Raw genomic sequence first — 23,578 nt, 5'->3', positions numbered from 1 at the left:
AACCACCGTGGCCGCGACACCCCTCTTGGAACTCAGCGGGATCAACAAAGGCTTCGGTCCCGTTCAGGTCCTGCATGACGTCGGCCTGAGCGTCTACCCCGGCGAGGTCACCGCCCTCGTCGGCGACAACGGCGCCGGCAAGTCGACGCTGGTCAAGTGCATCAGTGGCATCTATCAGATCGACTCCGGCACGGTGACCTTCGAAGGCAACCAGGTCGCGATCCACACCCCGAGCGACGCCTCCGGGCTGGGCATCGAGGTCGTGTATCAGGACCTGGCACTGTGCGACAACCTGGACGTCGTCCAGAACATGTTCCTCGGACGCGAGAAGAAGCGCGGCATCGTGCTCGACGAGCCGACCATGGAACAGATGGCCGGCGACGCCCTCGCCAGCCTCTCGGTGCGCACCTTGAAGTCGCTGCGACAGCTTGTCGCCAGCCTTTCCGGTGGGCAGCGACAGACCGTGGCGATCGCCAAGGCCGTGCTGTGGAACTCGAAGATCGTGATCCTGGACGAGCCGACCGCCGCCCTCGGCGTCGCGCAGACCGCGCAGGTGCTCGAGCTGGTGCGCCGCCTGGCCGACAACGGCCTCGGCGTCGTGCTGATCTCGCACAACATGAACGACGTGTTCGCGGTCTCCGACCGGATCGCGGCGCTCTACCTCGGCCGGATGGCGGCCCAGGTCAAGACCACCGATGTGACCCACGCGCAGGTTGTGGAGCTGATCACCGGCGGCCGCAGCGGCAACATCGGCCTGCCTCCCGAGAAGCCGGCGGCTGACTTCGGCGGGGACGTCGTCGACATCACGCCGGGAGGCGACAAGTGACCACCACCACGACCACCACGGCCGGCGGCGTCAAGGTCGTCAAGCCGACCGTCGCGAGCTACATCAACGACTACTGGGGCCGGGTCCGCGGTGGCGACCTCGGCACCCTGCCCGCCATCCTGGGCCTGATCGTCCTGAGCCTGATCTTCGGCATCGCCCGGGACACGTTCTTCAGCGGCCTCAACTTCGCGAACCTGTTCAACCAGGGCGCGCAGGTCGTCTTCATCGCGATGGGCCTGATCTTCGTCCTGCTGCTGGGCGAGATCGACCTCTCCGCCGGTTTCGCCTCCGGCGTGTGCGGCGCGGTCGTCGCGATCCTGCTGACCAACCACGGCTGGGAGTGGTACACCGCCATCCCGGCCGCGCTGGTGACCGGCATCGTGATCGGCTTCGTGCTGGGCTTCCTGGTGGCCAAGCTGGGCATCCCGTCGTTCGTCGTCACCCTGGCCGCGTTCCTCGCCTTCCAGGGCGTCCTGCTGGTGCTGCTCGGCGGCGGCACCAACATCTCGACCCGAAACGAGTTCTTCAACTCGCTCAACAACAACAACCTGTCGGTGGCGTGGAGCTGGATCCTGGCCATCGTCGCCGTGCTCGGGTACGCCGCGGTGCAGTTCAACCAGATGCGCAGCCGGGCCAAGCGGGGCCTGGTCACCGACCCGATGGGCATCGTGCTGATGCGCATCGGCGGGCTGGCCGTGCTGCTGCTGGTGGCGACCGCGGTCCTGACCCAGGAGCGCGCGATCAACCCGGCGATCAACTCGCTCAAGGGCGTGCCGATCGTCGTCCCGATCATCGGCTTCTTCCTGGTGCTGTGGACCTTCGTGCTCGGCCGCACCAGCTACGGCCGGCACGTCTACGCCGTCGGTGGCAACACCGAGGCGGCCCGCCGCGCCGGTATCCCCGTCGACCGGATCCGCATCTCGGTCTTCGTCATCGGCTCGTTCATGGCCGCGATCGGTGGCATCATGGCCGTCAGCCGGGCCAGCTCGGTCGACCCGAACACCGGTGGCAGCAACATCCTGCTGTACTCGGTGGGCGCGGCCGTCATCGGTGGCACCAGCCTCTTCGGCGGCAAGGGCAAGGTGATCAACGCCGTGATCGGCGGCGCGGTGATCGCCGTGATCGACAACGGCATGACGCTGATGGGGTTCAACTCCGGCACCAAGTTCATCGTGACCGGTCTCATCCTGCTGGTCGCCGCGAGCGTCGACGCTTTGGCCCGGCGCAGAGCGGCCGCTACCGGCAACCGATGAACGAGAGCCGCCTGGAACCGGGGACGGCACGCTGATGCGGGCCGGCCCCAGCCAGGAGGAGGTGCGCCGGCACAATCTCGGGACGCTGCTCCGGTACGTCCACGTACACGGAGCCACGTCCCGGGCCGAACTCACCAACCGGCTCGGCCTGAACCGGAGCACCATCGGGGCCCTGACCGCCGACCTGACCACCGCAGGGCTGGTCAGCGAGGCGGCACCACGAGAGACCGGCCGGGCCGGGCGACCGTCGCTGGTCGTCCGGCCCGAGTCGTCCCGGGTGTACGCGTACGCGCTGAGCATCGAGGTGGACCGCCTGCGGGCGGCCCGCGTCGGGCTGGGCGGGCGCATCCTGGACCGCCGCGAGGCCGACCGGCCGCGCGGCATGCAGGTGCTCGACGCGGTGCAGCCGCTGGCGAAGTTCGTGCACGAGATGCGGGTCGGCGTGCCCGAGGACACCCGCTGCGTCGGCACCGGCGTGGCGGTCGCGGGGCTGGTGCGCCGGGCCGACGGCATGGTGCGCCTGGCCCCCACCATCGGCTGGGTCGAGGAGCCGGTCGGCGCAGCGCTCCGCGCCGACCTCGGCGACCTCGGTCAGCTCACGCTGGGCAACCACGCCGACGTCTCGGCCCTGGTCGAGCACAGCCGGGGCGCGGCCGCCGGCTGCGACAACGTCATCTACCTGTACGGCGACGTCGGGGTGGGCGCCGGCATCATCGCCGACGGCCGCCGCGTGGCCGGGCACGGCGGGTACGGCGGCGAGGTCGGGCACATGGTCGTCAACCCGTACGGGCGCGAGTGCAGCTGCGGCTCGCGTGGCTGCTGGGAGACCGAGATCGGCGAGTATGCCCTGCTCAGGCACGCCGGACGGGCCGACCAGTCGGGTCGCGAGGCGGTGCTGAGCGTCGTCGACGCGGCCATGCGCGGCGACAGTCAGGCCCAGTTCGCCGTGCGTCAGGTCGGCGAGTGGATCGGCTTCGGCGTCGGCAACCTGGTCAACATCTTCAACCCCGAGGCCGTGATCTTCGGCGGCACCCTGCGTGACGTGTATCTGGTGGCCGCGGCCCAGATCCGCAGCCGGCTCAACGCGATCGGGCTGCCGGCGTGCCGCGAGCACATCCGGTTGCGCACCCCGGAGCTCGGCAACGACGCGGCCCTGATCGGCGCGGCCGAGCTCGCCTTCGAGCACCTCCTGGAAGACCCTTTGATCAACTGACTTTCCCGTACGAGGGTCCGCCCGCCGGACAACCGCAGACGAGGCCGTTCCCGCCGCCGCGGAACGGCCTCGTCGCGAATCGAGGCCGTCCCCGGCTGCCGGGCCGGTGGGCGGAACGGCCTCGTCGCTGCTCACGGCCGTTCCCGGCCACCGGCGGCGTGCATGCGAGATCTTTCGAGTTCCTAACGTCACCGCCGGGGTCGTCGTCGTTCGGGCGGGGCCGGAGCACGATGGTGACGTGAAGCTTTCGGTCCGGGCCGGTCTGTCCGGTGTGGCGGCGGCCGCGGTCGCCGTGGGCGCCGCCGAGGTGGTGGCCGTTCTCACCGGCCCGCTGTCGGCGCCTTTGATCGCCGTCGGCGGCGTGGTGGTCGACAACGTGCCGGCCGCGGTCAAGGACTTCGGCGTGCGGGTGTTCGGCGTGCACGACAAGACGGCCCTGATCGTGGGCACGTCGATCCTGCTCGCGGCCTACGCGTACGGGGTGGGTGTGGCCGCCCTGCGGTCGTGGCGGCTCGCGGTGGGCGGGATCGGGCTGTTCGCCCTGGTCGGCGTGCTGGCCGCGCTGACCAGGCACGACGCCGGCGTGTTCGCGTGGCTGCCCACGGTGGCGGGCGCGGCCCTGGCCGTCTGGACGCTCCGACTGCTGCTGGAACAGGCCGGGGTGCTGCCCGCCGAGGCGGCGCCTGCGCGGACACCGGCGGAGGAGCAGGCGGCGTGGGCGGGGGTTCTCGGCACCAGAGCCGGAACGGGCCGCAGCGCAACCACCGGGAACATCCCGCAGCGGGCGGACGGCCCGGACCACGACGGCGCTTCAACTGCTCGGCCCGGGGCCGGTCAGGACCCGTACGGGAAAGGTCGTCGGGGTTTTCTGCAGGGACTGGGAATCGCGGCGGGTGTGGCGGTCGTGTCCGGGCTGGCGGGGCGGTGGCTGACGTCGCGGCAGGCGGTGACCGCGGCCCGCAGCGAGGTGGTGCTGCCGAAGCCCAGGCAGACCGCGCCGCCGGTGCCCGCCGGAGTGCAGGTGCCCGGGGTGACGCCCTACATCTCGCCCAACAAGGACTTCTACCGGATCGACACGGCGCTCATCCCGCCCCGCGTCGACCCCACAACGTGGCAGCTCCGGATCCACGGGATGGTGCGCAACCCGATCACGATCACCTGGGAGCAGCTGCTGCAGCGCCCGATGATCGAGCGCTACGTGACCCTGGCCTGCGTCTCGAACGAGGTCGGAGGCGATCTGATCGGCAACGCGCTCTGGCTCGGCACGCCGATCCGCGAGCTGCTCGAGGAGGCCGGACCGCTGCCCGGCGCCGACCAGGTGATCCAGCGTTCGGTCGACGGATGGACCTGCGGCAGCCCGACCTCCGCACTGATGGACGGGCGGGATGCGCTGCTCGCCGTCGGCATGAACTCCGAGCCGCTGCCGGTCAACCACGGGTTCCCCGTACGCATGGTGGTGCCGGGCCTGTACGGCTACGTGAGCGCGTGCAAGTGGATCACCGAGATCGAGCTGAGCCGGTTCTCGGATTTCGACGCCTACTGGGTGCCGCGGGGCTGGGCGGCGCAGGCGCCGATCAAGACCGAGTCGCGCATCGACACGCCCCGCGACGGCGGCAAGCGCCCGGCCGGCACGGTGGTGGTCGGCGGGGTGGCGTGGGCCCAGCATCGCGGCATCACCAAGGTCGAGGTTCAAGTCGACGACGGGGAATGGGCCGAGGCGAGCCTGGCCGCGACGGTCTCGAGCGACACCTGGCGCGAGTGGAGCTGGTCGTGGCCGGCCACCGCGGGGGAGCACTCACTCCGGGTTCGGGCGACCGACGGGCAGGGCGTCACGCAGACCAGCACCCCGGCTCCGCCCGCGCCCGACGGCGCGTCCGGGTGGCATCAGATCCGGGTCGGCATCGAGGGCTGACTTCTTCGGAACGTGAGTGTGCCGGTTACTTGAAGGCCGCACCAGGCGTCCGTCGTTAGTGCGCAAGTCGCTCATACGGTGGCTTGCATGTCCACCAATGCGGTTGATGAAGAGCCGTCGAACAACTCGACCCGGCCCCCGAACGGGGACCGGATCGTCATGGTGATGCCGGGTGACAGGCGTCAGGCCGCCGGTGCCTGCCGCTGCGCGGGAACGGCGGACTTGTGGGGCCGGCCGAGCCGGGCCTCGAGCCGGGCAAGGTCGACACGTCCGTGATGACGGTCGGCGGTGTCCTCCCAACCGACGGCGAGCAGCCGCAGCCGCTCCGCTTCGGTGAGGCCGCCCCAGACCCCGTACGGCTCGCGAACCGCGAGGGCGTGCGCGGCGCACTCGGCTCGAACCGGGCACGCGCCGCACATGCTCTTGGCTTTGGCTTCCCGGCGGTTGCGGGACGAACCGCGTTCACCGTCCGGGTGGAAGAACTGAGCGCTGTCCCGGCCCCGGCACAGACCAAGTCGCTGCCAGTCCCACAGGTCGGCGATGGGCCCGGGCAGTCTGCGAACGTTCGACATGTCACACCCTCCTCCCGCGCGGCACCGCGGAGTGTCGTCACGAGGGCCCTTGCTCAGGCCTGCCGCGGTCTTACCCCGGTGATCCCCGGCTCACACGCAACATGTCGATGTCTTCTGAAGCCGCATGACATCGGTCCAGCAAGTCATACCGATCTTTCCCATTTTTTCCATCTAAAGCGCGTAATGCTGCGGCCCTCGCGTGATCTCCTCTGAGAGAGAAGGAGGATCACTGTGCGTACCGTCCTCGTGTGCGTCCGTACCCCGCTGGCGGCCCAGACCGTCGCGTCCACCGCGGCCCGGCTCGGCATGACCGGCGTCGTAAGGACCGCGGTCAGCGAGACCGAGGCCATGATCCGCCTGGCTGAACGGCCGGCTGAAGTGGTCCTGGCTGACACCGCCGTGACCCGTCCCGACAGCGTCGGCTTCACCCGGCGCGTCCTTGCCCGTGCGCCGCAGGCGCAGGTGGTGCTGTTCGGCGCCGAAGACCCCCGGGTCGCCGCGGCGGCCGTCGCCGCCGGTGCCCGCGGTGTCATCCGCGGCGTCGAGCACGACCTGGTCAGCGTCGTGGCCAAGGCGCTGCTCCTGCTGCTGCTCCCGGTGCGCCCGCAGGGCATGCCGATCAACGGGGCGAACGCCCAGCCGGCGGCCGTCGCCGGCGGGGCCCGCAACAACAACTCGACCGCGGCCCGGGCCGCGTATCAGAACGGCCTGGCGGTGGGGGCGCCGAACGCGGCGGCCGTGCCGGCCGTGCTCGGTCCCAACGCGCCGATGGTGCCGTCGCAGCGCGGCGACGCCCCGATCGACCCGGCCACCGGCCGGCCGATGGTGGCCTGGCCCGGGAACGAGACCCAGGTCGGGGTGGCCGACCCGGCGCCCGCGGGCCGGCGGCTCACGCTCACCGAGCGCGAACTGCAGGTGCTGCGGGGGATGGCCGACGGCAAGAGCAACGCCGAGATCGGCCGTGAGCTCTTCGTCTCGGAGGACACCGTCAAGACCCACGCCCGGCGGCTCTTCCGGAAGCTCGGCGCCCGGGACCGCGCCCACGCGGTCGCAGCCGGCTTCCGAGCCGGGCTAGTGGCTTAGTAATTCGCTATTGATAGGCCGGGGGGCGACTCCCGGCCTATTCCTTTTCGTCCTCGTTGCCCTCGGTCAGCGTGTCGTGGACGCCGTCGGCGTAACCGCGCGCGTACTCCCACGTGACGTAGTGGTCGGGATCCGGGTCGTAGGCCGGCTCGTGCACCCGGGGGCGCCCGCTGCTCAGCAGATGCCGCAGGTTGCCGCGGAGCAGATCCCAGTCGAAGTAGTGCGGTTCGTGGCAGTCCTCACACTCGATGACCAGGCCGCGGATGCCGGTCGGGCTCAGGAGCGCCTGATAGATCTCCAGGTCGGAGAGATCCTCGAGGACGTCCTGCCGTTCGGCGTCGGTCAGCGGCTCGGACTCGGCGTCGTCGCTGACGTCGTCGAGACCGGCGGCCGGGTCGGCGGGGTCGCCGTTGAACGGGTCGATCGGCTCTTCTTGCACCCCCTTACCGTACTCACCCCGGGCGGATGTGTGCTGGCCCGCACGTCCTGTCCGTCCCGCGAGGTCGCCGAGAACGGATGGGTACGATGAACTATCCGTCTTCCGGCTTTTAGGGATGCTCCGTGGAAACTGACTCGGCCCGTACGGTTCCGCTCGGTCTGACCTTCGACGACGTGCTCCTCCAGCCCGGCGAATCGGACATCGTGCCGAGCCGGGTCAACACGAACACACGGCTCACCCGCAACATCGACCTGACGATCCCGCTGCTGTCGGCCGCGATGGACACCGTCACCGAGGCCCGCATGGCGATCGCCATGGCCCGCGAGGGCGGCATCGGCGTGCTCCACCGCAACCTGTCCGCCGAGGACCAGGCGGCCCAGGTCGACCTGGTCAAGCGGTCCGAGTCGGGCATGATCACCAATCCGGTCACCTGCAGCCCCGACGACACGCTGCGCGAGGTCGACCAGCTCTGCGGCCGCTATCGCATCTCGGGCGTGCCGGTCACCGACGCCGACGGCACCCTGGTCGGCATCGTGACCAACCGCGACATGCGCTTCGTCACCGACGAGAACGCCAAGGTGCGCGACGTCATGACGAAGATGCCGCTGATCACCGCCCCGGTCGGGGTGAGCAAGGACCAGGCGCTCGGCCTGCTCCAGCAGCACAAGATCGAGAAGCTGCCGCTGATCGACGACAGCGGCAAGCTGCGCGGCCTGATCACGGTCAAGGACTTCACGAAGAGCGAGCAGTATCCCAACGCGACGAAGGACGGGCAGGGCCGCCTGCGGGTCGCCGCCGCGGTGGGCGTCGGCGACGAGTCCTACAAGCGGGCCCGCGGCCTGATCGACGCCGGGGTCGACGTGATCATCGTGGACACCTCGCACGGCCACCAGCGCCAGGTGCTCGACATGATCGCCCGGCTCAAGCGCGACACCACCACCGACATCGTGGGCGGCAACGTCGCGACGTACGCGGGGGCCAAGGCGATGGCCGAGGCCGGTGCCGACGCGGTCAAGGTCGGCGTCGGTCCCGGCGCCATCTGCACGACCCGCATCGTGGCCGGGGTCGGCGTCCCGCAGATCACCGCCGTGATGGAGGCCCAGCGCGCGTGCGCGCCGTTCGGCGTCCCGGTGATCGCCGACGGCGGCATCCAGTACAGCGGCGACATCGCCAAGGCGATCGTGGCCGGCGCCGAGACCGTCATGCTGGGCGGCCTGCTGGCCGGCTCGGAGGAGAGCCCCGGCGACCTGATCTTCGTGAACGGCAAGCAGTACAAGTCGTACCGGGGGATGGGCTCGCTCGGCGCCATGCAGTCGCGCGGTCAGGCCAAGTCCTACTCCAAGGACCGCTACTTCCAGCATGATGTGCCGGAGGAGAAGCTCGTGCCCGAGGGCGTCGAGGGCCAGGTTCCCTACCGCGGCCCGCTCTCCCGGGTGGTGGCCCAGCTCGTCGGCGGTGTCCGGCTGGCGATGGGTTACGCCGGGGCCGAGACGATTCCCGACTTGCAGCAGCGTGGGCAGCTCATCAGGATTACGGCGGCGGGCCTCAAGGAAAGCCACCCGCACGACATCCAGATGACCGTCGAGGCTCCGAACTACCACTCCCGCTAAGACAAATAAGGAACCGACATGCGTGACGTCGTGGAGATCGGTCTGGGCAAGACCGCTCAGCGCGGATACCACCTGGACGACATCGCCATCGTCCCGAGCCGCCGCACCCGCGACGTGGACGACGTGTCCACCGAGTGGCGCGTCGACGCCTACCCCTTCAAGATCCCCTGCGTCGCGCACCCGTCCGACGCGACCATGAGCCCGGAGTCCGCGATCGCCCTGGGCCGCCTCGGCGGCCTGGGGGTGCTCAACGCCGAGGGCCTGTGGACGCGGTACGAGGACCCGACCAAGATCCTGGAGGAGCTGGCCTCGCTCGACGAGGACGCCGACGCCACCCGGCGCCTGCAGGAGGTCTACTCCGAGCCGATCAAGCCGGAGCTGATCGCCGAGCGCGTGCGCACGATGCGCGAGGGCGGCATCACCGTCGCCGTCCGGGTGTCGCCGCAGCACACGCTGGCGCTCGCCCCGGTGGTCCTCGACGCCGGCGTCGACCTGCTCGTCATCCAGGGCACCCTGGTCAGCGCCGAGCACGTGTCCACGACGGACGAGCCGCTCAACCTCAAGGAGTTCATCGCCGACCTCGACCTGCCGGTCATCGTCGGCGGCTGCACCGACTACAAGACCGCGCTGCACCTGATGCGTACGGGCGCGGCCGGTGTGATCGTCGGCGTCGGGGCGGACGAGTGGTCGACCACCGACACCGTGCTCGGCATCCGGGTGCCGATGGCTACTGCGATCGCCGACGCCGCGGCCGCCCGCCGTGACTACCTCGACGAGACCGGCGGCCGCTACGTGCACCTGATCGCCGACGGTGGCATCTCGACGTCGGGCGACATCGCCAAGGCGATCGGCTGCGGCGCCGACGCGGTGATGCTCGGCGAGCCGCTCTCGCTGGCCGAGGGCGCCCCGGCCGGCGGCGCCTGGTGGCACTCGTCGGCCAGCCACCCGCAGCTGCCACGCGGCGGGTTCTGCATCGCGGGCGAGCCCGACGGCACCCTCGAGGAGCTGCTCTACGGCCCGGCCAACCGGCCCGACGGCCAGCTCAACCTCTTCGGCGGGCTGCGGCGCGCGATGGCCAAGTGCGGCTACCGCGACGTCAAGGAGTTCCAGAAGGTCGCGCTCGTCCTCGACAAGTAGGCCTTTCCCGGGCCTTTCGCGGGACGGCGCTAACCTCGCGCCTATGAGACGTGCGGGTGTTGCCGGGGTTCTGAGTGTCGCGTTGATCGCCGGCTGTACGGCCGACGCGGAACCGGCGCCCGCACCGTCGTCGGCCCCGTCCTCCGCGCCGGTGTTCGCCCCCGGCGCGGAGGGCATCGGCGATCCGTATTTCCCGAAGTACGGCAACGGCGGCTACGACGTGGCCGGCTACGACCTCAAGGTCCGCTACGACCCGCGGACCGATCAGCTCACCGGCACGGCGACGATCACCGCCACCGCGACGCAGGACCTGTCCCGGTTCAACCTCGATCTGTCCAAGCTGGCCGCCAAGAACGTGACGGTCGACGGCGTACGGGCGGGCTCGTCGGCCTCGGGCGCCGAGCTGACCGTCACCCCGGCCGCCGGCATCCCGAACGGGCGGGCGTTCACCACTGTCATCGAGTACGGCGGCAAGCCCGCGCAGCTCGGCGACGCGGTGCTCGGCCAGGGCGGCTGGCTGGAGAGCCCGCAGGGCGCGATCGCGCTGGGCCAGCCCGAGTCGGCCAGCACGTGGTTCCCGGTCAACGACCACCCGCTCGACAAGGCCACCTTCAAGCTCGAGATGACCGTGCCCGCGGGCGTCGAGGCGATCAGCAACGGGGTGCCCGGCCCGCAGCGCACCAGCGACGGCTGGACGACCTGGTCGTGGTCGCAGAGCGCGCCGATGGCCAGCTATCTGGCGATGGTCGTGATCGGGCAGTATCGCGTCACCACCACCGAGCACAACGGCAAGCCGATGGTCATCGCGGTCGCCGAGGCGCTGCCCGCCGACGGCCCGGCCGCGCGGTCACTGGCCAAGACGGCCGAGATCACCGACTTCCTGGCCACCAAGTTCGGGCCGTACCCGTTCGACGCGAACGGCGGTGTCGCGGTGGACGACCGGCGCATCGGGTACGCGCTCGAGACGCAGAGCCGCCCGGTCTACGGTCCCGCGTTCTTCACCGGCGGCGCCAACGAGGGCGTGATCGCCCACGAGCTGGCCCACCAGTGGTTCGGCGACAGCGTGGCCCTCGAGAAGTGGCAGGACATCTGGCTCAACGAGGGCTTCGCCACGTACGCGGAGTGGCTGTGGGACGAGCACTCGGGCGGCGACAGCGTGCAGGCGAACTTCGACAACGTCTACAACTCGTACCCGTGGAACCAGCCCGGCCAGGCCGGCAACCCCGGGGCAAGCCGCATCTTCGGCCAGGCCGTCTATCAGCGCGGCGGCATGACTGTCTTCGCGCTGCGCAAGGCGATCGGTGACCCGGCCTTCGACCAGCTGCTCAAGCGGTGGACGAGCGAGCACAAGGACGGCAACGCCAACACCGACGACCTGATCGCGATGGCCGAGGAGATCTCGGGCAAGCAGCTCGACGACCTCTTCAAGTCCTGGTTGTTCAGCGAGGAGAAGCCGGCCAAGCCCTGACTCCCCATACCTATTTATCTACAAGCTTGGGGTGACTCTTCAGGTAAGCGCCCGCTTTGCCCTGCGCGACGGCCCTGACGAAGCCGCGGCCCTCCTCGGTGAGCTGCTCGCCGAGATAGCCGCTGCCCCGGCCGACCCCGCGCCCCGGCAGGCTGACCCGGGTGATCTTCGACGGCGACAGGTCGCGCAGCGCGTACGCGTATTCGACCGGTTTGCGCCCACCCAAGTAGACAAAGGTGTCGCCGAGCGCCGCGACCAGTTGGTCCACCTTTTCCGACTGGGTGGGCAGCCCCTGGCCCATCGCCTTGGTCAGCAGGGCCGCGACGAGCTGGCGCTGATGCCGCTGGCGGTCGTAGTCGCCGTCGGGCAGGCCGTAGCGCTGCCGCGCGTAGTCGGTCGCCTGCCAGCCGACGAGATGGCGCCGGCCCGGCTGATAGACGGCCTGCGGCCCGGTGTATTCGCCGCCGGAGAGCGGCCGCAGCGATCCGTCCGGTTTGCGGTGCCGTGACGCGACCTTCTGATCGATCACCAGGTCGACCCCGCCGAGCTGGTCGGTCAGCCGGGCCAGGCCGCCGAAGTTGAGGATCGCGCCCGCCTGGAACTGCTTGATGCCGGTGTAGCCGCTGAGCGTCCGGGTCAGCAGCTCGTAGCCCTTCTCGACGTCGGGCACCTTGCTGCCCGCGACCCGGGAGCCGAGGCTCATGGCCTCGGTGACCTTGCGGGTGCCGTGGCCGGGCACCGCGACCCGGGTGTCGCGCGGGATCGAGTAGAGATAGGCGGCGCCGAGGCCCGGCTCGACGTGCAGCAGCATGATGGCGTCGGCGTGCGGTTCCCAGGTGGGGATCGAGACCCGGGTGTCGACGCCGATGAGCACGAGGTCGAGCGGCCCGGTGATGTCGGCCCCGGGTGAGGGCGCCGGGCTCGTGGGCGCGGGCGGCGGCGTGGTGGTCGGGGCGCTCGGAGCTGCCGTAGGTTTGTCCGGCCCCGAGCGGACGGCCCACGCGATACCCCCGCCGGCCAGCAGCGCGACGGCCAATGCCCCGCCGATCCACAGTCCTGCCCTCTTGTTCCGCATGCCGGAACAGTAGGCGAGCGAGATCAGCAGCTCAATGTCTGCCGATCTCGCAATGTGAAACCGGTCATTGCTTTCCGTTGATTCGCCCGTACGCTGACCGCCGCGAATCAACGGGGGAGGCAAACGCTTCAATGAAGCTCACCAAACGACGTGTCACCGTCGGTCTCATCTCCACCGCCGTCGTCGTCTCGATGACGAGCGTGACCACCTGGGCACTCGCTGCCGACAACAAGAAGCTCCCGGCCGCCGCGGCCGCGACGACCGACCGCCTCGTCGTCGGTTACAAGGTCGGTGCTGACCGCAGCGCCGCCAGCCGGACGATGTCCGCCGCGGGCGCCCGCGTCACCACCGGCGACACCACGGCCACCTCGGCCCTGTCCGCCATCAACGCGGCCCACGTCTCGGTGCCCTCGGGCCGCAGCGCGACGATGATCTCGGCGCTGCGCAGCGACCCGAACGTGGCCTACGTCGAGAAGGACGTGCGGACCAAGGCGTTCATCGTGCCGAACGACCCGTCCTTCTCGAAGCAGAACGAGATGTACACGGTCAAGGCGCCCGCCGCGTGGGACACGACGACCGGTGGGTCCACCCCCGTCATCGTCGCCGTCATCGACACCGGCTTCACCAACAGCTACGAAATGGCCGGCCTGTCCGTGCCCGGCTACGACTTCGCCAACAACGACTCGAACCCGGCCGACGACGAGGGCCACGGCACCGCCGTCTCCGCCCTGATCGCCGCGCGCGGCAACAACGGCAAGGGCATGGCCGGCGTCTGCTGGACCTGCAAGATCATGCCGATCAAGGTGCTCGACGAGACGGGCAGCGGCTATGACAGCGACGTCGCCAAGGGCATCATCTACGCCGTCCAGAAGGGCGCGCGGATCCTGAACCTGTCGCTCGGCTCGCCGCAGTCCAGCAAGGTCCTGGCCGACGCGGTGGCCTACGCGAACATGAACGGCGCCCTCGTGGTGGCGGCCGCGGGCAACGCGGGCAACACCGTGAAGCAGTACCCGGGTGCCTACGGCGACGTGCTCACCGTGGCCGCGTCGAACCGCTGCCCGCAGTTCAGCAGCGTCCCCGACTGCACGACCGGCACCACCACCCGCTCGGCCTTCTCGTCGTACAACAAGGCCGGCGACTCGTGGGTCGACGTGGCCGCCCCCGGCACCGTGCTGAGCATGGACCGGTTCGGCAACTACAGCACCGGCATCCAGGGCACGTCGTTCTCGTCGCCGATCGTGGCCGGCGCGGCCGCCCTGATCAAGTCGCGGAACCCCGGCTACACCGGCTGGTCGCTGGCCAACGCCATCTACAACGGCGCCGCCAAGCGGAAGCTGACCAACGGTGGCGTCAACTACGGCCTGCTCGACATCCCGGCCTCGCTGAACGTGCCGACCGACACCGTCGCGCCGACCGCCACCGGCATCACCCCGGGCAACGGCGCCGTCAAGCGCGGCACCTTCGCGGTGAGCCCGCTGGGCCTCAAGGACAACCGCTCGGGCATCCGCAACTCGACGCTCTGGGTGAACAACAAGTTCGTCGGGTACAGCCGCAACGCCCCGTTCGGCATCAGCTACAACTTCAGCTCGTACAAGGGCCCGACCAAGGTCGAGCTGCGCATCTTCGACCGGGCCGGCAACAACAAGATCGTGTCGAGCACCATCACGATCGACAACACGGCCCCGGCCGTGCGGATCACCTCGGCTCCCAAGAGCGGCTCGAAGCTCAAGGGCAAGGTGACCATCGGCTACACCGGCTCCGACGCGTACGGCATCAACCGCTACGAGCTGCTGCTCAACGGCAAGGTGGCGCAGAAGCACACCAACACGACGGCCTTCGCGTTCGCCACCACGGCGGTCCCGTCGAAGTTCACCGTGCAGGTGCGGGCCTACGACCGGGCCGGCAACTCGCGGCTGTCCGCGAAGTACAGCTACACCCGCTAGACAACTCGCTCGCTCCGGGGATCGACCCGGACGGACCGAAGGTGAAGGAGCCGGCCATCGTGGCCGGCTCCTTCATTTTTGTGAGGTCCGAAGCATGCGGAAGCTGCTCGCCGGTCTGGCCGTCGCCGGCTCGATGCTGGTCGCGACGCCCGCCCTGGCCGCCGTCGCGCAGCCCGGCCTGACCCAGACCCGGGTCACCGAGGCCTGGGCGGCCACCCGTGGCTCGTCCCGGGTGATCGTCGCGGTGATCGACACCGGGGTGAGCAAGCTGCCCGACCTGGCCGGCCGCCTGCTGCCCGGCCGCGACTTCGTCAACCACGACGACGACGCCACCGACGACAACGGGCACGGCACGATGGCCGCCACCGTGATCGCCGCCGCGGCCGGCAACCGCACCGGCGTCGACGGCGTCTGCGGTAACTGCCGGATCCTGCCGGTCAAGGTGCTCAACGCCAAGGGCGGCGGCAGCTACACCGACATCGCCCTGGGCATCCGCTACGCCGCCGACCGCGGCGCGGCCGTGATCAGCCTGTCGCTGGGCGGGGCGGACGACAGCCCGCTGCTGCGCGCCGCTGTCGCCTACGCCGAGAGCAAGGGCGCGCTGGTGGTGGCGGCCGCGGGCAACCGTGGAGTCGCCACGCCGCACTACCCGGCGGCGATCCCGACCGTGCTCGCGGTCGGCGGGGTCACGTCGACCGGCGCCCGCTACGACTGGTCCAATTTCGGCAGCTGGGTCGGCGTCACCGCGCCGGGCTGCAACCCGGCCCAGGGCCCGTCGGGCGCGATCGGGCAGTACTGCGGCACCTCGTCGGCGACGCCGTTCGTGGCGGGGGTGGCGGGCCTGCTCGCCTCGACCGACCCGGCGCCCTCGCCGGCCCTGATCCGGGCGACGCTGATCGCGACCAAGGCCCGTCCCTCGGGGCGCGTCGACGCCCTGGCCGCGCTGCGGGCGCTGCCGATCGACGGCGACGTCATCCGGCCGTCGGCCGCCTTCGGAGCCGTGCGCCCGCTCGTGCGCGGCCGGGTGACGATCACGGCCGGCGCGGCCGACCAGCACGGCGTCTCCCGGGTCCAGCTGTACGCCGGGGGCCGGCTGATCGCCACCGACACCACCGCGCCGTACTCCTTCACCTGGCAGTCCGCCCCGCGCACCGGGCTCGTCCCGCTGGAGCTGCGGGCGTACGACCGCCGGGGCAACCTGACCGTCGTGCGCCGCACCGTGCGGGCCGACAACACCGCGCCCGTCCTGCGGCTGGCCAAGTCGGGGCGTACGGTCACCGCGCGTGCCACCGACCCGTCCGGCCTGGCCCGTCTCGAGCTGATCGTGAACGGCAAGGTCACTGCCCGTTCCACGGCCGCCGTACGCCGTTTCGTAGTGCCCGCGCGGGCACGCACCGTAGTCGTCCGGGCGGTCGACCGGGCCGGGAACGTGCGGGTCGCCAACGGTAAACTCGGCGGGTGAGTACTCCCCGCCCGGTTCTCGTCGTCGACTTCGGCGCCCAGTACGCCCAGCTGATCGCCCGCCGTGTCCGTGAGGCGCGGGTCTATTCCGAGATCGTCCCGCATTCCATGCCCGTGGCCGAGATGCTGGCCAAGGATCCGGCCGCCATCATCCTGTCCGGCGGCCCGTCCAGCGTCTACGAGCCCGGCGCGCCGGTGCTCGACACGAAGCTGTTCGACAACGAGGTGCCCGTCTTCGGCATCTGTTACGGCTTCCAGGCGATGGCCCAGGCGCTCGGCGGCACGGTCGCGCACACCGGCTCGCGGGAATACGGCCGCACCCACCTGACCGCGCAGGGCGGCACGCTGCTGCGCGAGCTGCCCGACGACCTGCCGGTCTGGATGAGCCACGGCGACAGCGTGGCCGTGGCGCCGCAGGGCTTCGCGGTCACCGCCTCGACGCCGGGCGCGCCAGTGGCCGCGTTCGAGGATCTCAACACCCGCCGGGCCGGCGTGCAGTTCCACCCCGAGGTGGCGCACACCGAGCAGGGGCAAGAGATGCTCAGGCGGTTCCTCTACGACATCGCCGGCATCGAGCCGACCTGGACCCCGGGCAACATCATCGAGGACCAGGTGGCCGCGATCCGCGCGCAGGTCGGCGACAAGCAGGTGATCTGCGGGCTCTCCGGCGGGGTCGACTCGGCGGTCGCCGCGGCGCTCGTCCAGCGGGCCATCGGCGACCAGCTGACCTGCGTCTTCGTCGACCACGGCCTGCTTCGCGCGGGCGAGGCCGAGCAGGTCGAGAAGGATTTCGTGGCCGCCACCGGGGCCCGGCTCAAGGTGGTCGACGCGGCCGAGGTGTTCCTGGGTCACCTGGCCGGGGTCACCGACCCCGAGCAGAAGCGCAAGATCATCGGCCGCGAGTTCATTCGCGCGTTCGAGGGTGCGGCCCGCGAGCTCGACGCCGAACGGCACGTCGAGTTCCTGGTGCAGGGCACGCTCTATCCCGACGTGGTCGAGTCGGGCGGCGGCACCGGCACGGCCAACATCAAGTCCCACCACAACGTGGGCGGCCTGCCCGACGATCTGCAGTTCGCGCTGATCGAGCCGCTGCGCACCCTGTTCAAGGACGAGGTGCGCGCGCTCGGCGCCGAGCTGGGCCTGCCGGAGGAGATGGTGCAGCGGCACCCGTTCCCCGGTCCGGGCCTGGCCATCCGCATCATCGGCGCGGTCGACCGGGAGCGGCTCGACCTGCTGCGCGCGGCCGACCTGATCGCCCGCGAGGAGCTGACCGCCTCCGGCCTCGACCGCGACGTCTGGCAGTTCCCGGTGGTGCTGCTGGCCGACGTGCGCAGCGTCGGCGTGCAGGGCGACGGCCGCACTTATGGTCACCCGGTCGTGCTGCGCCCCGTCTCCAGCGAGGACGCGATGACCGCCGACTGGTCGCGCCTGCCGTACGACGTGATCGCCAAGATCTCGACCCGGATCACCAACGAGGTGCGCGAGGTCAACCGGGTCGTCCTCGACGTCACGAGCAAGCCGCCGGGCACCATCGAGTGGGAGTGACGCGGCCTCACTGAGCCGCGTCGTGCGGAACCTGAGCCGGGTCCTGCGGCGCGGGAGCAGGCCAGGAAACGGCCGGCTCCTCGGGCATCAGGAACCACATGATCGGGTAGGCGAGCAGGGCCGCGCCCGCGGTGATCACGGCGAGCAGGGCGAAGCCCACCCGCACGAGCACCGGGTCGACGCCGAAGTAGCGTCCGACACCGCTGCAGACGCCCGCCGCGAGACGGTCGTCGAGGGGCCGGCGGAGTTGCTTGTACGGGGTCTGGAGGCCGCCGTCGGGGAGCTGTGTCATGTCCCCATGGTGGCCCCGGACCGCCCCCGGCGACCTCGGTGAGCCCCCCGATACGGACCCTGAAATGCCGGTCACGCATTGTAGTGGATCGAGGGCCCAATGTGCCTAATGGTGCTCTGATCAGCGGTTACGCAGCGCGAACCCACTGTCAGGAATCCGACAGACGATTTCTGGAGTTAACATATTCCGGGCAGAATGCCGCCCGTGACCCCCGCACTGGAACCGCTCCGCCGGATCGCCGCCTACGCCGTCGCCACCGATGACGAGGGCCGCGTGCTGCTCGTGCGCGCGTCCAGCAAGTCCGGCACGCCGGGCGTCTGGTCGTTGCCCGGCGGCGCCGTCGACCACGGCGAAGATCCCAACCACACCGTCGTCCGCGAGACGGCCGCCGAGACCGGGCTCTCGGTCGCCGTCACCGGGCTGCGCGACGTGCTGGCCGACATGCGCTCGCTGCCGCACCGTGGCGTCACCATCCACACCGACCGCCTCATCTACTCGGTCTCGATCCGGGGCGGCACGATCGTGGACCGCGTCGGCCACCCCACCGACCTGGCCCGGTGGCACACGCTCGCCGAGGCCGAGCACCTCAAGCTCCGCCAGTTCACGGCCGACGCGCTCGGGCTGGGCAGCGCCTCGGCCGACCTGCGGCCCGAGACGGCGCCCACGTTCCCGTCGTTCTACGCCCACCCCGGGCCGGACGGGCTGCACCGGGCGCAGCGCTTCGCGGCGTACGCGATCGCGACCGACCCGCACGACACCAACCTGCTGCTGACCCGGATCGCTCCGGGTTATCCCGGAGAGGGGCGCTGGCACCTGCCCGGCGGCGGCACCGACTACGGCGAGCAGCCCGGCACGGCCCTGATCCGCGAGCTCGTCGAGGAGACGGGGCAGGAGGGCCGGCTGGTCGAGCTGCTCGGCGTGGCCAGCCACCGCGACGCGGCCTCGCTCGGCCCCGAGGGCTATCCGATCGACTGGCACGGCGTGCGCGCCTTCTATCGGGTGATCGTCGACACCCCCACCGAGGTCGAGATCCGGGACGTCGGCGGGTCGACCTCCGAGGCCCGCTGGGTGCCGGTCAAGCACGTCGCCGACCTGCCGGAGGACGAGCTGACCGAGGTGACGGCCGAGGCGCTGCGCAAGGCGGGACTAATCTAGGCCCGGTGAAGATCAGACGGGTCGGGGCGTACGGGATCTGCCGCGACGACTCCGGGCGGGTGCTGCTCGCCCGGAATTCGCACCTCAGCAACTTCCCCGGCCTGTGGACCCTGCCCGGCGGCGGCGTCGAGCAGGGAGAGCACCCGGACGCCGCGGTGGTGCGCGAATTCGGCGAGGAGACCGGCCTGTCTGTGCGGATCGACGCGCTGCACGCCGTCACCGCGGACGTCTTCCGCCTGCCCGGCGGCGACCTCGAGCACACAGACCGGATTGTCTATGACGTCTCGGTGACGGGCGGGTCGCTGCGGGCCGAGGCGCTCGGCACCACCGAGTCGGTCGAATGGGTGAATTCCGACCAAATTGCCTCGTTGCCCATGATGCCCTTCACGGCGGCGATGCTGGGCGGTCCGCCGGTGGTCTCGGACAAATCGGATCTACCGGAGGAACTCGCACGTCCGTCGCGAGTACAACGTTTCGGCGCGTACGGGGTCGTGACCGACCCGAACGGACGGATCCTGCTCACCCGGATCGCCGAGGGATATCCGGGCGCCGGCCGCTGGCATCTGCCCGGCGGCGGCACCGATCACGGCGAGACGCCCGAGGTGGCGCTGGCCCGCGAGCTGACCGAGGAGACCGCGCAGCACGGCCGCGTGACCGGCCTCCTCGGGGTCTCGCACCGCTACGATTCCGCAGCTCTCGGGCCCGAAGGGGTGCCGATCGACTGGCATGTCATCCGGGTCCTGTTCAGGGTTCGGGTCGATGTGCCGACGGAACCTTCGGTGACCGAGGAAGCGGGCGGATCCACCGCCGAGGCGCGCTGGTTCGCGGCCGGTGAGACGCGGGGACTGAGCCTGACCGAGGTGGCCGCCGACGCCGTAGCCCGGGTCGGAGCGGAACGGACGAGTTAAAATCGGCTGAGGGAGAGGTGAACAGGTGGCCTGTCCCGCGGGGTGAGCCGCTGGAATTGACCGCTCGCCAACATCGTTCGGGTATGCGAAGGTGTAAGCCGCAATTTTCCCGGCTCCGCATGTGCGGCGGGCTACCGGGCCACGACCCACCGCGACAGCCGGTGGCCCACCGATCCCATGGAGGAAGCACGTGCCGAGAACCCCTTGGCGCCGGCGTCGTACGACGGATAGCCCCCGTCCCGCTGGTCGTCGTTGGGCAGGCCGTCTGCGCCGCAGCGGAACCATCGCGCGGCAGGCCCTGCTGGTGCGGGTGGGTGGCCGGGGCTCCGGCCGCGCCGCCACCGCCACGCGGGCCGAGGTGATCTACACCGGGGCTCCCGTCGCTCCGCACCTGGCGATTCCGGCGCCCGTCGAGGTCGAGGAAACCGCCCAGGGCACGTCGCTTCTTCCCGGCGAGCAGACCGCGGCCCGCCGCGTCCGCTTCGCCATCGTGCAGGGGTGCACCCTGGCCAGCCTGGCCCTCGGCATGCTGGCCATCGTGCTGGCCATGCACGACGAGGTGCGCCTGGCCGCGGCCTTCCTGGTCGCCTGCGTGGTCTTCGACGGCGTCGACGGCGCCCTGGCCCGCAAGCTGGGCGTGCAGAGCCCGTTCGGCGCGCAGATGGACTCGCTGGCCGACATGTGCTCGTTCGGCCTGGCCGCGCCCGTGGTGGTCTACGCCTCGCTGGCCCACTCGGTGCCGACCCCGGCCGCCGCGGTGGCCTGCATGCTGGTCGCCGGGTGCGCCGCGATCCGGCTGGCCCGCTTCAACGTCTCACCCAAGGACGGCAAGTTCTTCAGCGGCGTCCCGACGACGCTGGTCGCGGCCGTGCTCGCCCTCACCGTGCTGATCGACCTGCCGCTGCCCGGCGTGGTCATCCTGGGCGGGGTGGCGCTGCTCGCCTTCGCGATGGTCTCCAGCTTCCCGTACGCGAAGCTGGCCCGCCTGGTCAAGCTGCCGGCCTGGTTCTGGCTGCTGCCGGTGGTCGGCGCCCTGGTCGACGCCCGCCTGACGTTCGTCATGCTGGTCGCGGCATACCTGGTCAGCGGCCCGATCATGTGGGTCAGAGCCAAGCGGGTTTGACAACAGTCTTCGAGCAGGCCGTCCCCGATCGGGGACGGCCTGCTCGCTTTTCGCGCTAGGCTCCCTGGTCGTGCGTGACGTGATGCTGCGGCTGGCCGACGACTGGGAAGCGGCCAAAGCTGAGCTGGTGACGCTGGGTGGGGCGGCGGTCGGGCCGCTGATCGCCGAGCTGGCCGACGAGGAGTCGCCGGTTCAGTGGAGCAGCATCGGGGTGGTGCTGCGCGAGATCGGCCGGCCCGCCTTCGCGCCGCTGGCCGAGGCGCTCGCCGCCGCGCCCACCCCCGAGGTCAAGCGGCGTTACGGCTGGGCGTTCATGGGCTTCGGGGTGGCCCTGCTCGACGACTACATCGGCGCGCTCGCCCATCCCAGCGCCCGGGTGCGGGAGGATGCCGCCCTGGGCATCCAGTACTGCCGCGAGCGGGCCGCGCCGGCCGTGCCCGCCTTGGCCGGGCTGCTCGACGACCCGGACGCCGAGGTGCGGCAGCGGGTGATCTGGGCGCTCGGCGAGATCGGCGCGGCCGCGATCCCGGCCCTCCAGCAGGTGCGCCGCGAGGGGCCCGGACGGCGCCGGGCCGCCGCGCTGCGGGCGCTGGCCGGGATCGGGGGCTTCGAGGCGTTTTCCGCGGCCGACCGGGCGGCGGTCGAACGGCTCGTCCGGGTGAAGCTGATCGACGAGCGGATCGAGGGCGAGGAGCCGCACGGGCGCTGGCTCGCCCTGCCGACCGGGGATCAGGCCGCCGTGCTGGAGGCGCTCGGTCTTTCGTCGCCCCGGCCCGCCACGATGCGGCTCGGCCGGGCGGTGGCGGGGGCGGCGAGCCACGGTTCGGTGCCGGAGGAGTGGCGCCGCGCGGTCGTCTTCGTGAGCCCGCAGCTGGACGACTGGACCCTGGTGTTCGGTCACTGGGCCGACGACGACCGCGAGCACGACGCGATCCGGTCGCTCAGTGCGCGGTTCGGCCGGGCCCAGGCGTATTGGTACGACGACCAGACCGGTTCGTCTGGTTGGACCATCGCCGGGGGCGGCGTCGTGATCAGGCACTACTCCGACGCCGGGGACGCGTGCAGTGGCGAGCGGCTGCCGATCGAGCGGGAGAAGCCCACCTTCGCCGACCTGGAGGAGCTGCCGGCCGACCAGTGGCCGGACGACGACAACGACGTGTGTGACGGGTTGGCGGTGGCCGCCGCGATGTCGATCTCACCGTCGGAGCTGGGACCCGAGACCCTCGTACGGGGAACTGGGGTGCTCGCCCTGACGGAAGCCGGCCGGGACCTCGGCGGGTGCCCGGCCGGCGCTTTTCCGATTTAGGGTCAGAGCCAGCGGGCGATGACCGACGCCCCGCCGATGACCTTGTCGTTGACGCTGACCAGGGCCTCGGCCTTGTCGGCGGGCAGATAGACGTCGGTGCGGGAGCCGAAGCGGATCAGGCCCATGCGCTCGCCCCGGGCCACCAGGGTGCCCACCGGGACGCGCTGCACGATGCGCCGGGCGATCAGACCCGTACGCTGGGCCACCGCCACGGTGCCGTGCTCGGTGTCGAGCACCGTGTACGCCGCGACGTTGTGCTCGGCGGCGGCCGTCATGGCGTTGGCGTAGCCGCCGTCCTCGACGAAGTAGTCGGCCACCCGACCGGCCACCGGCACCCGGTTGACGTGCACGTCGAGCACCGACAGGAACACGGCGATGCGCAGGAACTCGCCGGGCCCGAACCGCTCGTCGGTCATCCGCTCGACCGAGAGCACCCGGCCGTCGGAGGCCGCGACGACCGCGGCCGGGTCGTCGGGCAGCTCGCGCTCGGGGTCGCGGAAGAACGCAGCGACCGGGGCCGCGGCCAGCGCGGGCAGCAGCCAGAGCCGCGACTTGGGCCGGGCGAGGCGGGCCGCGGCGGCCAGCCCCAGGGCGATGCCGGCGGCGACGACGCCGTTGGAGTCGATGTGCATGCCCCGCGTGACCGGCACGCTGGACGGGCGATAGGCCGGGGCCAGCGTGGCCGCGACCCGCGTCTCGGGCTGGGTGAACCGCAGCTTGTGCACGCGCAGCGGCGTGGGGTTGCGGACCACCAGGTCGGAGCCGACGCCGAAGAGGGCGCCCTGGCGGAACAGCTCGGCCGCGGCCCCGCCCGTGCGGCCCGGGGTGGCCGGGACGGCCAGCGTGACCACGCCGCCGTCGGCCAGGTGCTTGCCCAGCCGGTCGAGCAGGTCACGCACGTCGGCGGCGGTGCCGGTGAGCGGCTCGCCGACGATCACCACGTCGGCCTGGCCGGCCTCGTCGAGCGTGTCGACCACCTGCACCCGGTCGGCGATCCAGCTGCCGAGCCCGGCGATGTGGTCGCGCAGCAGGTCGGCCGTGCTGCGCTCGCCGGCGACCAGGGTGAGACGGTCGCCCGGCAGCAGGGCCTCGACCGCGCTCGCCACCACGGGCGAGGCATGGTCGGCGCCCGCCACGATCGCGGTGGTGGCCGCGTTGTGACGGGCGAACTCGGCGGTGAGGGCGCGGGCGGCCGTGGCGCCGACTCCGACGATCGGTGCATGGGACACGGCGGGGAACGGAGTCATGACGACGAGT

20 protein-coding genes are annotated in these 23,578 nt (G+C 71.2%); 15 read left to right on the top strand and 5 right to left on the bottom strand.

The genetic code is table 11. The features are described 5' to 3' along the window. Window positions 1-7: 7 nt before the first annotated feature. The 4 genes from JKJ07_RS22070 (at window position 8) to JKJ07_RS22055 (ending at window position 5,204) form a co-directional block, all read left to right on the top strand. Window positions 8-826 (top strand): ATP-binding cassette domain-containing protein, encoded by an 819-nt coding sequence (locus JKJ07_RS22070; protein ID WP_202993620.1) that lies wholly within the window; start codon window positions 8-10, stop codon window positions 824-826. Next, complete coding sequence (locus JKJ07_RS22065; RefSeq protein ID WP_202993619.1) at window positions 823-2,079, top strand: sugar ABC transporter permease; 1,257 nt, start codon at window positions 823-825, stop codon at window positions 2,077-2,079. Before JKJ07_RS22070 ends, JKJ07_RS22065 begins: the two co-directional genes overlap by 4 nt. A gap of 34 nt (window positions 2,080-2,113) precedes the next feature. Beyond that, a complete protein-coding gene (locus JKJ07_RS22060; protein WP_202993618.1) occupies window positions 2,114-3,292 on the top strand; it encodes an ROK family transcriptional regulator in 1,179 nt (392 codons plus the stop codon). Between the two features lie 238 nt (window positions 3,293-3,530). Further along, window positions 3,531-5,204 carry a molybdopterin-dependent oxidoreductase gene (locus JKJ07_RS22055; RefSeq protein WP_202993617.1) on the top strand — a complete coding sequence of 558 codons (1,674 nt, stop codon included), beginning with the start codon at window positions 3,531-3,533 and terminating at the stop codon, window positions 5,202-5,204. 182 nt (window positions 5,205-5,386) lie between these two features. On the opposite strand, the gene JKJ07_RS22050 is transcribed toward JKJ07_RS22055, so the two are convergent. Further along, window positions 5,387-5,776, bottom strand: a complete 390-nt coding sequence (locus JKJ07_RS22050; RefSeq protein ID WP_184953664.1) for a WhiB family transcriptional regulator — start codon at window positions 5,774-5,776, stop codon at window positions 5,387-5,389. Between the two features lie 231 nt (window positions 5,777-6,007). Here JKJ07_RS22050 and JKJ07_RS22045 point away from each other — a divergent pair, with 231 nt between their 5' ends. Next, on the top strand, window positions 6,008-6,859 hold the full coding sequence (locus JKJ07_RS22045; RefSeq protein WP_202993616.1) for a response regulator transcription factor: 852 nt from the start codon (window positions 6,008-6,010) through the stop codon (window positions 6,857-6,859). Window positions 6,860-6,896: 37 nt separating this feature from the next. Here JKJ07_RS22045 and JKJ07_RS22040 read toward each other — a convergent pair whose 3' ends face one another. Further along, window positions 6,897-7,298, bottom strand: coding sequence for a DUF5319 domain-containing protein (locus JKJ07_RS22040; protein WP_202993615.1), 402 nt, complete (start codon window positions 7,296-7,298; stop codon window positions 6,897-6,899). 122 nt (window positions 7,299-7,420) lie between these two features. Here JKJ07_RS22040 and guaB point away from each other — a divergent pair, with 122 nt between their 5' ends. From guaB to JKJ07_RS22025, 3 genes are read left to right on the top strand one after another with little or no spacing between them, the layout of a single operon-like run. Next, entirely contained in the window at window positions 7,421-8,908 is a 1,488-nt protein-coding gene (gene guaB / locus JKJ07_RS22035; RefSeq protein ID WP_202993614.1) for an IMP dehydrogenase, read from the top strand. 18 nt (window positions 8,909-8,926) lie between these two features. After that, window positions 8,927-10,045 carry a GuaB3 family IMP dehydrogenase-related protein gene (locus JKJ07_RS22030; protein WP_184953660.1) on the top strand — a complete coding sequence of 373 codons (1,119 nt, stop codon included), beginning with the start codon at window positions 8,927-8,929 and terminating at the stop codon, window positions 10,043-10,045. A gap of 43 nt (window positions 10,046-10,088) precedes the next feature. Next, window positions 10,089-11,513: a M1 family metallopeptidase gene (locus JKJ07_RS22025; protein ID WP_202993613.1), complete on the top strand. Its 1,425-nt coding sequence runs from the start codon at window positions 10,089-10,091 to the stop codon at window positions 11,511-11,513. A 10-nt stretch (window positions 11,514-11,523) separates the two neighbouring features. Here the strand turns inward: JKJ07_RS22025 and JKJ07_RS22020 are convergent, their stop codons facing one another. Further along, complete coding sequence (locus JKJ07_RS22020; RefSeq protein WP_202993612.1) at window positions 11,524-12,588, bottom strand: LCP family protein; 1,065 nt, start codon at window positions 12,586-12,588, stop codon at window positions 11,524-11,526. A 131-nt stretch (window positions 12,589-12,719) separates the two neighbouring features. On the opposite strand from JKJ07_RS22020, the gene JKJ07_RS22015 reads away from it, so the two are divergent. The 3 genes from JKJ07_RS22015 to guaA all read left to right on the top strand — a co-directional run bounded on the left by JKJ07_RS22015 (window position 12,720) and on the right by guaA (window position 17,537). Beyond that, complete coding sequence (locus JKJ07_RS22015) at window positions 12,720-14,531, top strand: S8 family serine peptidase (protein ID WP_202993611.1); 1,812 nt, start codon at window positions 12,720-12,722, stop codon at window positions 14,529-14,531. A 94-nt stretch (window positions 14,532-14,625) separates the two neighbouring features. Continuing rightward, complete coding sequence (locus JKJ07_RS22010; RefSeq protein WP_202993610.1) at window positions 14,626-15,993, top strand: S8 family serine peptidase; 1,368 nt, start codon at window positions 14,626-14,628, stop codon at window positions 15,991-15,993. After that, window positions 15,990-17,537, top strand: coding sequence for a glutamine-hydrolyzing GMP synthase (guaA, locus tag JKJ07_RS22005; RefSeq protein WP_202993609.1), 1,548 nt, complete (start codon window positions 15,990-15,992; stop codon window positions 17,535-17,537). The genes JKJ07_RS22010 and guaA overlap by 4 nt, the downstream gene beginning before the upstream one ends. Window positions 17,538-17,544: 7 nt before the next feature. Here the strand turns inward: guaA and JKJ07_RS22000 are convergent, their stop codons facing one another. Next, window positions 17,545-17,829 carry a PspC domain-containing protein gene (locus tag JKJ07_RS22000; protein WP_202993608.1) on the bottom strand — a complete coding sequence of 95 codons (285 nt, stop codon included), beginning with the start codon at window positions 17,827-17,829 and terminating at the stop codon, window positions 17,545-17,547. Between the two features lie 204 nt (window positions 17,830-18,033). Here JKJ07_RS22000 and JKJ07_RS21995 point away from each other — a divergent pair, with 204 nt between their 5' ends. The 4 genes from JKJ07_RS21995 (at window position 18,034) to JKJ07_RS21980 (ending at window position 22,321) form a co-directional block, all read left to right on the top strand. Further along, a complete protein-coding gene (locus JKJ07_RS21995) occupies window positions 18,034-18,984 on the top strand; it encodes an NUDIX domain-containing protein (RefSeq protein WP_202993607.1) in 951 nt (316 codons plus the stop codon). A 5-nt stretch (window positions 18,985-18,989) separates the two neighbouring features. Then, window positions 18,990-19,892, top strand: a complete 903-nt coding sequence (locus JKJ07_RS21990) for an NUDIX hydrolase (RefSeq protein ID WP_202993606.1) — start codon at window positions 18,990-18,992, stop codon at window positions 19,890-19,892. A 265-nt stretch (window positions 19,893-20,157) separates the two neighbouring features. Then, a complete protein-coding gene (locus JKJ07_RS21985) occupies window positions 20,158-21,015 on the top strand; it encodes a CDP-alcohol phosphatidyltransferase family protein (protein WP_202994009.1) in 858 nt (285 codons plus the stop codon). 70 nt (window positions 21,016-21,085) lie between these two features. Next, window positions 21,086-22,321 carry a HEAT repeat domain-containing protein gene (locus tag JKJ07_RS21980; RefSeq protein ID WP_202993605.1) on the top strand — a complete coding sequence of 412 codons (1,236 nt, stop codon included), beginning with the start codon at window positions 21,086-21,088 and terminating at the stop codon, window positions 22,319-22,321. Between the two features lie 2 nt (window positions 22,322-22,323). Here JKJ07_RS21980 and JKJ07_RS21975 read toward each other — a convergent pair whose 3' ends face one another. After that, window positions 22,324-23,568: a phosphatidylserine decarboxylase gene (locus tag JKJ07_RS21975; RefSeq protein ID WP_202993604.1), complete on the bottom strand. Its 1,245-nt coding sequence runs from the start codon at window positions 23,566-23,568 to the stop codon at window positions 22,324-22,326. Between the last annotated feature and the right edge of the window lie 10 nt (window positions 23,569-23,578).

The organism is Paractinoplanes lichenicola (assembly GCF_016785085.1).
Lineage (GTDB): Bacteria > Actinomycetota > Actinomycetes > Mycobacteriales > Micromonosporaceae > Actinoplanes > Actinoplanes lichenicola.
The sequence above is the reverse complement of the archived record's forward strand: the minus strand, read 5'-3'. Positions and strand labels throughout refer to the sequence as shown.